Here is a 15,720-nt window from a genome sequence, read left to right on the forward strand (position 1 = left end):
TCGATCGCGTGGGGTCCGTGGGCCGAGGGCGGCATGGCCGCCGACGAGGCCCTGGAGCAGCGCATGCGCCGCGGCGGCCTGCCGCCGATGGACGCCGGTCTCGCGATCGACGCCCTCCAGCGGGCCTTGGACCTGGACGACCCGGTGCTGGCCGTCGTGGACGTCGACTGGTCCCGCTTCGCGCCCGACTTCACCGCCGTACGGCCCAGCGCGCTCTTCGCCGAGCTGCCGGAGGCCGGGCCGGCCCCGGCCGACGCGGCGGAGCAGAGCGCGGCCGCGGGCGGCTCCTCGCTCGCGGAGCGGCTGGCCGGGCTCTCCCCGGTCGAGCGGGACCGCGCGCTGCTGGAGCTGGTCCGCACCCATGTGGCCGCCGTGCTCGGGCACGACGGCTCGGGGTCGGTCGGCGCCGACCGGGCCTTCCGCGAGCTGGGCTTCGACTCGCTGACCGCGGTCGAGCTGCGCAACCGGCTCGGCGCCGCCAGCGGCGTGCGGCTGCCGGCGACGTTGGTCTTCGACTACCCGACCGCGGCCTCGCTCGCCGGCTACCTGCGCGACGAGCTGGTGGGCGCCGAGAGCGCCGCCGCCACCCCGGAGGCGGCCCCGGCCGCGCCGGCCGACGACGACCCGATCGCGATCGTGGCGATGAGCTGCCGCTTCCCCGGCGGTGTGCGCACCCCCGAGGAGCTGTGGGCGCTGCTCACCTCCGGCGGGGACGCCATCGCGGAGTTCCCGACCGACCGCGGCTGGGACCTGGAGAAGCTCTACCACCCGGACCCGGACCGGCAGGGCACCTTCTACGCCCGGGAGGGCGGATTCCTCTACGACGCCGGCCGGTTCGACGCGGCGTTCTTCGGGATCTCGCCGCGTGAGGCGCTGGCGATGGACCCGCAGCAGCGGCTGCTGCTGGAGACCTCGTGGGAGGCGTTCGAGCGGGCCGGCATCGACCCGGCCACGCTGCGCGGCACCTCCGCCGGTGTGTTCGTCGGCTCCAACGGGCAGGACTACGACTCCGCGCTGCGCGACATCCCCGAGGGCGTCGAGGGCTACCTCGGCACCGGCAACGCGGCCAGCGTGGTCTCCGGCCGGCTCGCCTACACCTTCGGCCTGGAGGGCCCGGCGGTCACCGTCGACACGGCCTGCTCCTCCTCGCTGGTGGCGCTGCACTGGGCGATCCAGGCGCTGCGCAACGGCGAGTGCTCGCTGGCGCTGGCGGGCGGCGTGACCGTCATGTCCAGCCCCGGCGCGTACATCGAGTTCAGCCGGCAGCGCGGGCTCGCCCCCGACGGGCGCTGCAAGGCGTTCGCGGCGGCCGCCGACGGCACCGGCTGGGGCGAGGGCGTCGGCATGCTGCTGGTCGAGCGGCTGTCGGGCGCGCGGCGCAACGGCCACCCGGTGCTGGCGATCGTGCGCGGCTCCGCCATCAACCAGGACGGCGCCAGCAACGGCCTGACCGCCCCCAACGGCCCCGCGCAGCAGCGCGTCATCCGGCAGGCCCTGGCCAGTGCCGGGCTGACCGCCGGGGATGTGGACGCGGTCGAGGCGCATGGCACCGGCACCCGCCTCGGCGACCCGATCGAGGCGCAGGCGCTGCTGGCCACCTACGGCCAGGACCGGGACGCGGACCGGCCGCTCCACGTGGGCGCCATCAAGTCCAACATCGGTCACACCCAGGCCGCCGCCGGCGTCGCCGGCATCATCAAGATGGTGCTGGCCATGCGGCACGGCGTGCTGCCGCCGTCGCTGCACGTGGACGCGCCGACCCCGCACGTCGACTGGTCGGCGGGCGCCGTCTCGCTGCTCACCGAGAACACCCCGTGGCCGGAGACCGGCCGCCCGCGCCGCGCGGGCGTCTCCTCCTTCGGCTTCAGCGGCACCAACGCCCACACCGTGCTGGAGCAGGCGCCCGAGCAGGCGCCGGCCCCGGCCGTCGCCGAGCGGCAGCCGGTGGTGCGGCCGGAGGTGCTCGCCTGGCCGCTGTCGGCCAGGAGCGCCGACGCGCTGCGCGCCCAGGCCGAGCGGCTGCGCGCCCACGTGGTCGCCGACGAGACGCTGCGCCCGTTGGACCTGGCGTACGCGCTGGCCACCACCCGCTCCGCGCTGGAGCACCGCGCGGTGGTCACCGGCGCCGACCGGGAGCGGCTGCTGGCGGGCCTCACGGCGCTGGCGCGCGGCGAGTCCGCGCCCCACGTCGTCCAGGGCACGCCCACCGAGGGCCGCACCGCGGTGCTCTTCACCGGCCAGGGCAGCCAGCGGCTGGGCATGGGCCGCGAGCTGTACGCGGCGAGCCCGGTGTTCGCCGAGGCGCTGGACGCGGTGAGCGCGGAGCTCGACCGACACCTGGACCGTCCGCTGTACGAGGTGCTGTTCGGTCAGGACGCCGCCGAGCTGGACCGGACGGGATTCACCCAGCCGGCCCTGTTCGCCGTCGAGGTCGCCCTGTACCGGCTGGCCGAGGCCGCCGGGGTGCGGCCGGACTTCCTGGCCGGCCACTCCATCGGCGAGCTCGCCGCCGCCCACGTGTCCGGCGTGCTGTCGCTGGAGCACGCGGCCGCCCTGGTGGCGGCGCGCGGCCGGCTGATGCAGGCGCTGCCCGCCGGCGGCGCGATGATCGCGCTCCAGGCCACCGAGGAGGAGGTCCTGCCGCTGCTGGCCGGCCGCGAGCACGAGCTCGGGGTCGCCGCCGTCAACGGGCCGGAGTCCGTGGTGATCGCCGGTGTCGAGGGCGCCGCGCTGGAGGTCGCGGAGGAGCTCCGCGGCCGGGGTCGCAAGACCAAGCGGCTCACCGTCAGCCACGCCTTCCACTCCCCGCTGATGGACGGCATGCTCGCCGACTTCCGCAAGGTCGCCGAGAGCCTGACCTACGGCGAGCCGCGCGTCCCGGTCGTCTCCACCGTCACCGGACGGCTCGTCACCGACGAGCTGGGCGACCCCGACTACTGGGTGCGCCACGCCCGCCAGGCCGTGCGCTTCCTCGACGCGGTCCGCACCCTGGAGGCCCAGGACGTCGCGACCTACCTGGAGCTCGGCCCGGACGGTGTGCTCACCGCCATGGCTCAGGACTGCGTCACCGCCGACGGCGCCGCCTTCGTGTCGGTGCTGCGCGGCGGCCGCCCCGAGCCGGAGACCCTGACCGGGGCGCTCGCGGCGCTGCACGTGCGGGGCGCGGCCCTCGACTGGGAGGCGTGCTACGCCGGCACCGGCGCCGCCCGCGTCGAGCTGCCCACGTACGCCTTCCAGCGCCGCCGCTACTGGCTGGAGGGCTCCGCGCAGCCGGCGGGGGGCGCCAAGGCCACGGCCGGGGACCCGGTCGACGCCCGGTTCTGGGAGGCGATCGAGGCCGCCGACCTCGGCGCGCTCACCGAGGTCGTCGACCTCGACGCCGAGCAGCCGCTGAGCGCCCTGCTGCCCGCCCTGTCCGCCTGGCGGCGACGCCGGCGCGAGCAGGCCGAACTCGACGGCTGGCGCTACCGCGTGAGCTGGCGGCCGCTGGCCGAGCCGGAGACCGCCGCGCTCGTCACCGGCAGCTGGCTGGTGCCCGTGCCCGCCGAGCACGCCGACACCCCGACCGTACGGCGGCTCCTGGACGCGCTCGCCGACCGCGGCGCCCGGGTGACCCCGGTGCGGCTGACCGCGGCGGCCGGCCTGGACCGGGCCGCGGTGGCCGACGCGCTGCGCGAGGCCGCCGCCGGCGAGCCCGTCGACGGAGTGCTGTCGCTCCTCGCCCTGGCCGAGCGGCCACACCCCGAGCACCCCGCGGTGCCCGCCGGGCTGCTGCTCACCTCGGTGCTGGTGCGGGCACTCGGAGACACCGCCGCCCTCGGCTGGGACGCGCCGCTGTGGTGCGCCACCACCGGCGCGGTCGCCACCGCCCCCTCCGAGCGCACCGGAAGCGCCGCCCAGGCGCAGATCTGGGGCCTCGGCCGGGTCGTCTCCCTGGAGCACCCGGAGCGCTGGGGCGGGCTCATCGATCTGCCCGCCCTGCCCGCCGCGCTCGACGAGCGGACCGCCGACCGGCTGGCCGCCGTCCTCGGCGGCTCCCTCGGCGACGGCCACGAGGACCAGCTGGCGCTGCGCACGGCCGGCATCCTGGCCCGCCGCATCGGCCGCGCCGAGCCGGCCGCGGCGTCGGGCGAGCCCTGGCGGCCGCGCGGAACGGTCCTGGTGACCGGCGGCACCGGCGCGCTCGGCGCGCACGTCGCCCGCTGGCTGGCGGGCAACGGCGCCGAGCACCTGGTGCTCGCCAGCCGCCGCGGCGCCGACGCGCCGGGCGCGGCCGAGCTGCGTGACGAACTGACCGCGCTGGGCGCCGAGGTCACCCTCGCCGCCTGCGACGTCACCGACCGGGAGGCGGTGGCCGGGCTGCTGGCCGCCGTGCCCGCGCGGACCCCGCTGACCGCGGTGGTGCACACGGCGGGCGCCGGGCAGTTCGCGCCGCTCGCCGAGACCGGCCCGGCGGACGTCGCCGAGGTGGTGGCCGCCAAGGTCGCCGGCGCCGTCCACCTGGACGCGCTGCTCGGCGACGCCGAACTGGACGCCTTCGTGCTCTTCTCGTCGATCGCCGGCGTGTGGGGCAGCGGCGGCCAGGGCGCCTACGCGGCGGCCAACGCCTTCCTCGACGCGCTGGCCGAGCGGCGCCGGGCCCGCGGGCTCACCGCCACCTCGGTGGCCTGGGGCCCGTGGGCGGACGGCGGCCTGGTCGCCGACGACGAGGCGGCCGAACAGCTGCGCCGCCGCGGCCTGCCGGTGATGGCCCCGCACTCCGCGATCGCCGCCCTCCAGCAGGCGCTGGACGGCGACGAGACCACGGTGACCGTCGCCGACGTCGACTGGGAGCGGTTCGCGCCCGCCTTCACCGCGGCCCGCCCCCGCCCGCTGATCGCGGACCTGCCCGAGGTCCGCGAGGCGCTGGCGGAACCGACCGCGGAGGCGACGGAGACCGCCGGCGAGGACGCCGGGTCGCTGGCCGAGCGGCTGGCCGGACTCAGCGGTCCCGAGGCCGCGCAGGCCCTGCTCGACCTGGTCCGCACCCATGTCGCGGCCGTCCTCGGCCACGACGGGATCGGGGAGATCCAGGAGGGCCGGGCGTTCAAGGAGCTGGGCTTCGACTCGCTCACCGCCGTGGAACTCCGCAACCGCCTCGACGCGGCCACCGGAAAGCGACTCCCCGCCACCCTGGTATTCGACTACCCCACGCCCGGGGCGCTCGCCGACCGACTGCGCGCGGAAATCCTGGGCGAGGACACCACTCCGGAACTTCCGGCACTCGCGGAAATCGACAGGCTGGAATTCACCCTCACCAACGTCCCCGCCGACAGCGCGGAACGAACGAAGGTCACGGCGCGACTCGAAGCGCTGCTGCGGACGTGGAACGAGGCCGAGAACCCGGTGTCCGGAAACGCGAACGACGACGAACTCGAAATCGATTCGGCCTCCGCCGAAGACATCTTCGACATCATCAACAATGAATTCGGAAGGTCCTGACGTGATGACCGCTCACATTCCGACTCTTTCCAGGGGGTGACGTTTCAGTGGCTACCGCGAACGAAGAGAAGCTTCTCGACAACCTGAAGTGGATGACCACTGAGCTGCGCCGGGCTCGCCGCCGCCTGACCGAGGTGGAAGCGGACGCGCAGGAACCGATCGCGATCGTCGCGATGAGCTGCCGCTTCCCCGGCGACGTGGCGTCCCCCGAGGACCTGTGGCGCCTGGTGGACGAGGGCGGCGACGCCGTCTCCGGCTTCCCCGCCGACCGCGGCTGGGACATCGAGGGGCTGGCCGACCCCGACCCCGACCGCAAGGGCACGTTCTACAACAGCGGCGGCGGCTTCCTCGCCGGCGCGGCCGAGTTCGACCCGGCGTTCTTCGGCATCTCGCCCCGCGAGGCGCTCGCCATGGACCCGCAGCAGCGACTGCTGCTGGAGACCTCCTGGGAGGTCTTCGAGCGGGCCGGCATCGACCCGGCCACCCTGCGCGGCAGCAGGACCGGCGTCTACGTCGGCGCCGCCGCCATGGGCTACGGCAACGACCTCCAGGGCGCCCCCGAAGGGCTGGAGGGCCTGCTCCTGACCGGCGGCGCCACCAGCGTGCTGTCCGGCCGGATCGCCTACACCTTCGGCCTGGAGGGCCCGGCGGCCACCATCGACACCGCCTGCTCCTCCTCGCTGGTCGCGCTCCACTGGGCGGCCCAGGCGCTGCGCACCCGCGAGTGCTCGCTGGCGCTGGTCGGCGGCGTCACCGTGATGCCCAACCCCGATGTCTTCGTGGAGTTCAGCCGACAGCGCGGCCTCGCCCCCGACGGCCGCTGCAAGTCCTTCGCCGCCTCCGCCGACGGCACCGGCTGGTCCGAGGGCGTCGGCGTGCTGCTGGTCGAGCGGCTCTCCGACGCGCGGAGGAACGGCCACCAGGTGCTGGCCGTCGTGCGCGGCTCGGCCGTCAACCAGGACGGCGCCAGCAACGGTCTGACGGCGCCCAACGGCCCGTCGCAGCAGCGCGTCATCCGGCAGGCCCTGGAGAACGCCCGGCTGTCGGCCGCCGAGGTCGACGTGGTCGAGGCGCACGGCACCGGCACCACCCTGGGCGACCCGATAGAGGCGCAGGCCCTCCTCGCGACGTACGGCCAGGAGCGGCCCGAGGGCCGGCCGCTGTGGCTCGGCTCGCTCAAGTCCAACCTCGGCCACACCCAGGCCGCCGCCGGCGTCGCCGGCATCATCAAGATGGTCAAGGCCATCGAGCACGGCGTGCTGCCCAAGACCCTGCATGTGGACGAGCCCACCCCCAACGTCGACTGGTCCACCGGCGAGGTCGCGCTGCTGACCGAGGCCCGAACGTGGCCCGAGACCGGCCAGCCGCGCCGCGTCGGCATATCCGCGTTCGGTGTGAGCGGCACCAACGCCCACACCATCCTGGAGCAGGCTCCCGAGCCGACGGCCGAGGAGGAGGACGCGCCCGCCGCCCCGGCCCCGGCCGCCACCGCCGTCCTGCCCTGGACGCTCTCCGCCAGGAGCGAGGCCGCGCTGCGCGAGAGCGCCCGGCGCCTCGCCGCCCGACTCGACGGCGCCGCCCACCCCGTCGTCGACGTCGCCCACTCGCTGGCCGTCGGCCGCGCCGCCCTGGAGCGCCGCGCCGCCGTCGTCGCCGCCGACCACGACGGCTTCCGCACGGCCCTGGACGCCCTGGCGCGCGGCGAGTCCGCGCCCGGCCTGGTCGAGGGCACGGCCACCGGCGGCAAGACGGCGTTCCTGTTCACCGGCCAGGGCAGCCAGCGGCTGGGCATGGGCCGTGAGCTGTACGCGGCCTACCCGGCGTTCGCGGAGGCCCTGGACGCGGTCTGCGGCGAGCTGGACCGGCACCTGGAGCGTCCGCTGAAGGGCGTGCTGTTCGGCGACGACGCCGAGGCCCTGGACCGGACCGGCTCCACCCAGCCCGCCCTCTTCGCCCTCGAAGTGGCGCTCTACCGCCTCGTCGAAGCCTGGGGTGTGAAGGCCGACTTCCTCTCCGGTCACTCGATCGGCGAGCTGGCCGCCGCGCATGTGGCGGGTGTGCTCTCGCTGGTGGACGCGGCGAAGCTGGTGGCCGCGCGTGGCCGGCTGATGCAGGCGCTGCCGACGGGTGGCGCGATGATCGCGGTGCAGGCGTCGGAGGACGAGGTCCTTCCGCTGCTGACCGAGGGTGTCAGCGCAGTCCGTGGTGATCGCGGGTGACGAGGACGCGGCTGTCGAGATCGCGAGCGGCTTCGAGGCGCAGGGTCGTAAGACCAAGCGGCTCACCGTCTCGCACGCCTTCCACTCGCCCCGTATGGACGCGATGTTGGCGGACTTCCGGGCGGTCGCGGAGACCCTCGCCTACGCGGCCCCGCGGATCCCGATCGTCTCCAACCTCACCGGCACCGTGGTCCCGGCCAAGGAGATCACCACCGCCGACTTCTGGGTCCGGCACGTCCGCGAGGCCGTGCGCTTCCTCGACGGCGTCCGCGCCCTGGAGGCGCAGAACGTCACCACCTTCGTGGAGCTGGGCCCCGACGGCGTCCTCTCGGCCCTGGGCCAGGAGTGCGTCACCGGCACCGACGCCGACTTCGTGCCCGTGCTCCGCAAGGGCCGCCCGGAGGTCGAGGCGCTGACGACCGCCGTCGCGCGGGCCCACGTCCGCGGCGTGCGGATCGACTGGGCCGCGTACTTCGCCGGCACCGGCGCGGGGCCCGTCGACCCGGCCGTGCTGGCCGCGCTGCCGACCTACCCCTTCGAGCACCAGCGGTTCTGGCTGGCGCCGGGCGCGCCCACCGGCGATGTGACCGCCGCGGGCCTGGAGGCGGCGGACCACCCGCTGCTCGGCGCGGCGCTGCCGCTCGCCGAGAGCGACGGCTTCCTGTTCACCGGGCGGCTCGGCCTCGACACCCACCCGTGGCTGGCCGACCACACCGTCATGGGCTCGGTGCTGCTCCCCGGCACCGCCTTCGTCGAGCTGGCCGTCCGCGCCGGCGACCAGGTCGGCTGCGACCTGCTGGAGGAACTCACCCTGGAGGCGCCGCTGGTGCTGCCCACCCGCGGCGGCATCCGGCTCCAGCTCACGGTGGGCGCCCTGGACGACGCCGGCCGCCGGCCGCTGGCCATCCTGTCCCGCGCGGCCGACGCCCCGGCCGAGGAGCCCTGGACCCGGCACGCCTCCGGCGTGCTCGCCACCGGCGCCCCGCGGCCCGACTTCGCGCTGACCGCGTGGCCGCCGAGCGACGCGGAGGCGGCCGAGGTGTCCGAGCTGTACGCGACGCTGGCCGCCAGCGGCCTGCCGTACGGCCCGGCCTTCCAGGGGCTGACCGCCGCCTGGCGGCGCGGCACCGAACTCTTCGCCGAGGTGCGGCTGGGCCAGCAGGCGCAGGCCGCCGACTTCGGGCTGCACCCGGCGCTGCTGGACTCCGCGCTGCACGCGCTCGGCCTGGACGCCGACGACCAGGGCCGGGGCCGACTGCCGTTCGCCTGGAGCGGGGTGTCGCTGTACGCGAGCGGCGCCACCGAGCTGCGGGTGCGGCTGGAGCTCCAGGGCACCGAGGGCGTCCGGTTGGAGATCGCCGACGCCACCGGGGCGCCCGTCGCCGCCGTGGACTCCCTCGCGCTGCGCGAGGTCTCGGCCGATCAGGTCCGGGCCGCGCGGGCCGCGTACCACGAGTCGCTGTTCCGCCTGGAGTGGGTCGAGCAGCCCGCCGCCGGCACCGGTACGCCCGGCGCCTGGGCGGTGCTGGGCGTCGACCGCCTGGGCCTCGGGGCCCCGGCCTACGCGGACCTCGCCGCGCTGACCGCGGCGGTGGACGCCGGCGCCCAGACGCCGGAGTTCGTCCTCGTCGCGCCCGCGGCGGGCGATCCGGCCGACGCGTCCGGCGCGGCGCACCGGGCCACCGCCGAGGCGCTCGCCCTCGTCCAGGAGTGGCTCGCCGAGGAGCGGTTCGCCGGCTCCCGGCTGGTGCTGGCCTCGGCGCCGCGGGACCTCGCGCAGGCCGCCGTATGGGGTCTGGTGCGCTCGGCGCAGGCCGAGAACCCGGACCGTCTCGTCCTGCTCGACATCGACGGCGAGGACGCCTCCCGGGCCGTGCTGCCCGCCGCGCTCGCCTCCGGAGAGGAGCAGCTGGCCATCCGCGCGGGCGTGGTCCGCACCCCGCGGCTGGCCCGGGTGCCGGTCGCCGACGAGGCCGCGGCCGCCGACTGGAACCCGGACGGCACCGTGCTGGTCACCGGCGCCGCCGGCCAGCTCGGCGGGCTGGTCGCCCGCCACCTGGCCACCGAGCACGGCGTGCGGCACCTGCTGCTGGTCGGCCGCCGCGGCGGCGCGGCCGACGGGGCCGCCGAACTCACCGCCGAGCTCGCCGAGATCGGCGCCTCCGCCACCTGGGCGGCGTGCGACGTGGCCGACCGGGAGGCGCTGGCCGCCGTCCTGGCGGACGTCCCCGCCGCGCACCCGCTGACCGCCGTCGTGCACACCGCCGGCGTCCTCGACGACGGCACCATCGGCTCGCTGACCGAGGAGCGGCTGGCGAAGGTGGCGCGGCCGAAGGTCGACGCGGCCTGGAACCTGCATGAGCTGACCCGCGACCTGGACCTGGCGGCGTTCGTCCTCTTCTCGTCCGCCTCCGGCGTCTTCGGCAGCCCCGGCCAGGGCAACTACGCCGCCGCCAACGCCTTCCTGGACGCGCTGGCCGCCCACCGCCACGCCGCCGGACTGGCGGCGAGCGCGCTGGCCTGGGGCCCCTGGGCGGGCACCGGCATGGCCGGCACGCTGGACGAGGTCGACATCAGCCGGATGCGCCGGGCCGGACTGCCCCCGCTGTCCCCGGCCGAGGGCCTCGCCCTGCTGGACGCGGCGCTCACCGTCGCCGAGCCGGCCCTGGCCCCGATGCGGGTGGACACCGTGGCGCTGCGCGCCCGGGCGACCACCGACGCCATTCCGGCGCTGCTGCGCGGGCTGGTCCGGGCCCCGGCGCGGCGCGCGGCGCGCACCGCCGCCGACGCCGGCGCCACCGGCCTGGCCCAGCGGCTCGCCGGGCTGAGCGAGAGCGAGCGCCACCGCGTGCTGCTCGACCTGGTGCGCACGCAGGTAGCGGCGGTGCTCGGCTACGCGGGACCGCAGGCCGTCGAGGAGGGTCGGGCCTTCAAGGAACTCGGCTTCGACTCGCTCACCGCCGTCGAACTGCGCAACCTGCTCCGCGAGGCGACCGGGCTGCGGCTCTCGCCCACCCTCGTCTTCGACTACCCGACCTCGCTCGCCCTCGCCGGCCACCTGCGCGCCGAGCTCGTCGGCGACACGGCCGAGGCGATCGTCCCGGACCGGGTGACGACCGCCGCGGACGACGACCCGATCGCGATCGTCGCCATGAGCTGCCGCTTCCCCGGCGGCGTGCGGTCGCCCGAGGACCTCTGGCGGCTGCTGGTCTCCGGCGGCGACGGCATCACCCCCTTCCCCGCGGACCGCGGCTGGGACCTCGACACCCTCTACAGCGACGACCCCGACCTCGAAGGCACCAGCTACACCCGCGAGGGCGGCTTCCTGCACGACGTCGCCGACTTCGACGCGGCGTTCTTCGGGATCTCGCCGCGTGAGGCGCTGGCGATGGACCCGCAGCAGCGGCTGCTGCTGGAGACCTCCTGGGAGGCGTTCGAGCGGGCCGGCATCGACCCGGCCACCCTGCGCGGCAGCCGGACCGCCGTGTACATCGGCAACAACGAGCAGGACTACCTGACCCTGTGGCTGGACGAGCCGCAGGGCCTCGAAGGCCACCTCGGCACCGGCAACTCGTCGAGCGTGGCGTCCGGCCGGATCTCGTACACCTTCGGTCTGGAGGGCCCCGCCCTCACCGTCGACACCGCCTGCTCGTCCTCGGTGGTCGCCCTGCACCTGGCCGCTCAGGCGCTGCGCAACGGCGAGTGCGAACTCGCCCTGGCCGGTGGCGTCACCGTGATGTCCACCCCGAGCGCGTTCCTGGAGTTCAGCCGGCAGCGCGGGCTGGCCGCCGACGGCCGGATCAAGGCGTTCTCCGGCGACGCGGACGGCACCATCTGGTCCGAGGGCGTGGGCGTGCTCCTCGTGGAGCGGCTCTCCGACGCGCGGCGCAACGGCCACCCGGTGCTCGCCGTGCTGCGCTCCACCGCCGTCAACCAGGACGGCGCCAGCAACGGCCTGACGGCGCCCAACGGCCCGTCGCAGCAGCGCGTCATCCGGCAGGCGCTCGCCAACGCCGGTCTGTCCACCGTCGACATCGACGCGGTCGAGGCGCACGGCACCGGCACCACGCTGGGCGACCCGATCGAGGCGCAGGCGCTGCTCGCCACCTACGGCCAGGACCGGCCCGAGGGCCGGCCGCTGTACCTGGGCTCGGTGAAGTCCAACATCGGCCACACCCAGGCCGCCGCGGGCATGGCCGGCATCATCAAGATGGTCAAGGCGATGGAGCACGGGGTGCTGCCGCGGACGCTGCACATCTCCGAGCCCACCCCGCACGTGGACTGGGCCGCGGGCGACATCGAGCTGCTCACCGAGGCCCGGGAGTGGCCGGAGACCGGCCGCCCGCGTCGCGTCGCCGTCTCCTCCTTCGGCTACAGCGGCACCAACTCCCACGCGATCCTGGAGCAGGCCCCGCCGGCCGAGGCCCCGGCCGCCCCGGCCGCCGAGACCGGCCCGCCGGTCCTGGCGTGGCCGGTCTCGGCCCGCGACGCCGACGCGCTGCGCGCCCAGGCCGAGCGGCTGCGCTCGCACCTGGCCGCCGCCGACGCGCCGCGGCCGCTGGACCTGGCGTACTCGCTGGCCACCACCCGCGCGGCCCTGGAGCACCGCGCCGTGCTGCTCGGCCGGGACGCCGAGGAGCTCGGCCGCGGCCTGGCGGCCCTGGCCGCCGGCGAGTCCGCGCCGGGTCTGGTGACGGGCTCCGCGGACGGCGGCAAGACGGCGTTCCTGTTCACGGGTCAGGGCAGCCAGCGGCTGGGCATGGGCCGTGAGCTGTACGCCGCCTACCCGGTGTTCGCGGCGGCGTTCGACGCGGTCTGCGCTGAGCTGGACCCGCACCTGGAGCGTCCGCTGAAGGACGTGGTCTTCGGCGACGACGCCGAGGCCCTGGACCAGACCGGCTTCACCCAGCCCGCCCTGTTCGCGGTCGAGGTGGCGCTGTTCCGCCTGGTCGAAGCCTGGGGCGTGACGCCGGACTTCCTCTCCGGTCACTCGATCGGCGAGCTTGCCGCCGCCCATGTCGCGGGCGTCCTCTCGCTGGCCGACGCGGCGAAGCTGGTGGCCGCTCGCGGTCGCCTGATGCAGGAACTCCCCGCCGGCGGCGCGATGATCGCGGTGCAGGCGTCCGAGGAGGAGGTGCTGCCGCTGCTGACCGAGGGTGTCAGCATCGCCGCGCTCAACGGCCCCACGTCCGTGGTGATCGCGGGCGACGAGGACGCCGCTGTCACGATCGCCGGGACCTTCGAGGCCCAGGGTCGTAAGACCAAGCGGCTCACCGTCTCGCACGCCTTCCACTCGCCCCGTATGGACGCGATGTTGGCGGACTTCCGGGCGGTCGCGGAGACGCTGACGTACGCCAGCCCGCGGATCGCCCTCGTCTCCAACCTGACCGGCGGGCTGGTCTCCACCGAGGAGATCACCAGCCCGGACTTCTGGGTCCGCCACGTCCGCGAAGCCGTGCGCTTCCTGGACGGCGTCCGCGCGCTGGAGGCCGAAGGCGTCACCACCTTCGTGGAGTTGGGTCCCGACGGCGTGCTCACCGCGATGGCGCAGGAGTGCGTCACCGGCGAGGGCGCGGTGTTCACCGCCGCGCTGCGCAAGGGCCGCCCCGAGGCGGAGGCGCTGGCGCACGCCGTGGCCCAGGCCGCCGTCCGGGGCACGGCCCCCGACTGGGCGGCGTTCTACGCCGGTGGCGGCGCCGTGCGCGTCGACCTGGCCACGTTGCCCACGTACGCCTTCCAGCCGCGCCGCTTCTGGCCGGAGGCCGACGGCGCCGCGGCGCCCGCCGGGCGGCTGCCCGCGGACGCGGTGGACGCCCGCTTCTGGGAGGCCGTGGAACGGGAGGACCTGGAGTCCCTCGCGACGGAGCTCGCCGTGGAGGGGGAGCAGCCGTTCAGCGCGGTGCTGCCCGCCCTGTCCTCGTGGCGGCGCAGGCAACAGGAGCGCGCCACCGCGGACGGCCGGCTCTACCACGTGGAGTGGAAGCCCCAGCCGCAGACCGGCACGCCCGCCCTCACCGGCACCTGGCTGACCGTGGTGCCCGCGAGCCTCGCGGACGACGCCCGGGTCGGCGCGATCGGCGACGAGCTGGCGCGGCGCGGGGCGCGGACCGTCCGCGTGGAGCTGGACGCGGCCGACACCGACCCGGCGGCGCTCGCCGAGCGGCTGGCGTCGGCGGCCGACGGCCCCGTCGCCGGCGTGCTCTCGCTGCTGGCGCTCGACGAGCGGCCGCACCCCGAGCACCCGGCGGTGCCGGTCGGCCTGGCGCTGACCGGCGCGCTGGCCGAGGCGCTGGCGCGGCGCGCGGAGTACACGGCCGCGCGACTGTGGTGCGCCACCCGCGGCGCGGTCGCGGTCGGCGCCTCCGACCGGCTGGACAGCCCCGCACAGGCGCAGGTCTGGGGCCTGGGCCGGGCGGTCGCGCTGGAGCAGCCGGAGCGCTGGGGCGGACTCATCGACCTCCCCGCCCTGCCGGAGACGCTGGACGAGCGGGCGCTGGGCCTGCTGGTCGGCGTGCTCGCCGGCGCCCACGGCGACGAGGACCAGCTCGCGCTCCGCGCCGCCGGGCTCTTCGTCCGGCGCCTCGCGCAGCGCACCGCCCCCGCCGGCGGCACCGAGTGGACCCCGCGCGGCACCGTCCTGGTGACCGGCGGCACCGGCGCGCTGGGCCGGCACGTGGCCCGCTGGCTGGCCGGCAACGGCGCCGAGCGGCTGGTGCTGCTCAGCCGCCGCGGCGCCGACGCGCCGGGCGCGGCCGAGATCGTGGCCGAACTGTCCGGCACCGGCACCACGGTGACCGTCGAGTCCTGCGACGTCGCGGACCGCGAGGCGCTGGCCACGCTGGTGGACAAGCTGGCGGCGGACGGCGCCCCGGTGCGGGCCGTGGTGCACGCGGCGGGTGTCTCCCAGGTGCCCGGCACCGGCACCGAACTCCCGGAGTTCGCCGCCGTCGTGGGCGCCAAGACGACCGGCGCAGTCCACCTGGACGAGCTGTTCTCGGGCGACACCGAGGACCGCACCCTCGACGCCTTCGTGCTCTTCTCGTCGATCGCCGGCGTGTGGGGCAGCGGCGGGCAGGGCGCCTACTCGGCCGCCAACGCCTTCCTCGACGCGCTCGCCGAGCGGCGCCGGGCCCGCGGCCTGACCGCCACCTCGGTGGCCTGGGGCCCGTGGGCGGACGGCGGCATGGCCACCGAGGGCGACGCCTCCGAGCAGCTCAGCCGGCGCGGCCTGCCGCCGATGTCGCCCGAGCTGAGCATGGCGGCGCTGCGCCGGGTGCTGTCCCGCGACGAGACCGCCACGACCGTGGTCGACGTCGACTGGGAGCGTTTCGCCCCCGCCTTCACCGCGGCCCGTCCCCGCCCCCTCATCGCCGACCTCCCGCAGGTCCGCGCCGCCCTGCGGGACGGCGCCGAGGACGCGGGCGGCACGGCGGCCGAGGGCGCGGCGCCCGCGCTGCGCGAGCGGCTGGCCGGACTCTCCGAACTCGAACGGCGGGACGCGGTGCTGGAGGTGGTCCGCGGGCATGTGGCGGCCGCCCTCGGCCATGCCTCGGCCGCCGACGTCGACGCCGGACGCGCCTTCAACGAGCTGGGCTTCGACTCGCTCACCGCGGTCGAGCTGCGCACCAAGCTGGGCGCGGCCACCGGCCTCCGGCTGCCCGCCAGCCTCGTATACGACTACCCGAACCCGCAGGCGCTGGCCGACCAGCTGCTGCGCGAACTGGCCCCGGAGGGCCCGGGCCACGGCCCGGCCGCCGGCCCGGCGGCGGTGATCGACACCGACCCGCAGGACGCCGAACTGCGCAGGACCCTGGCGGCCATCCCGATGAACCGGATCCGGGAGGCCGGGCTGCTGGAGTCGCTGCTCCAGCTGGCCGACCCGCACGCGGCGACGCCCGCCGCGAGCCGCGCCGATGACGCCGCCGAGTCCATCGACGAGATGGACGTCCAGCACCTCATCGACATGGCGCTCGACCTCGACAGCCTCGACGGCACCGATTCCTGACGCGGCCCAAGCACG

3 protein-coding genes are annotated in these 15,720 nt (G+C 76.3%); all 3 read left to right on the forward strand.

Annotated elements, in window-relative coordinates; translation table 11 throughout:
- Positions 1–87: 87 nt before the first annotated feature.
- The 3 genes from CD790_RS13835 to CD790_RS13840 are packed head-to-tail and all read left to right on the forward strand — an operon-like array spanning position 88 to position 15,705.
- Entirely contained in the window at positions 88–5,481 is a 5,394-nt protein-coding gene (locus CD790_RS13835) for a type I polyketide synthase (RefSeq protein WP_260867557.1), read from the forward strand.
- Between the two features lie 47 nt (positions 5,482–5,528).
- Positions 5,529–7,700 (forward strand): type I polyketide synthase, encoded by a 2,172-nt coding sequence (locus tag CD790_RS35730; protein WP_260867558.1) that lies wholly within the window; start codon positions 5,529–5,531, stop codon positions 7,698–7,700.
- A complete protein-coding gene (locus tag CD790_RS13840; RefSeq protein WP_260867559.1) occupies positions 7,669–15,705 on the forward strand; it encodes a type I polyketide synthase in 8,037 nt (2,678 codons plus the stop codon). Before CD790_RS35730 ends, CD790_RS13840 begins: the two co-directional genes overlap by 32 nt.
- Positions 15,706–15,720: the final 15 nt, after the last annotated feature.

Origin of the sequence: Streptomyces sp. SAJ15, assembly GCF_007595705.1 — a bacterium.
Taxonomy (GTDB): Bacteria; Actinomycetota; Actinomycetes; order Streptomycetales; family Streptomycetaceae; genus Streptomyces.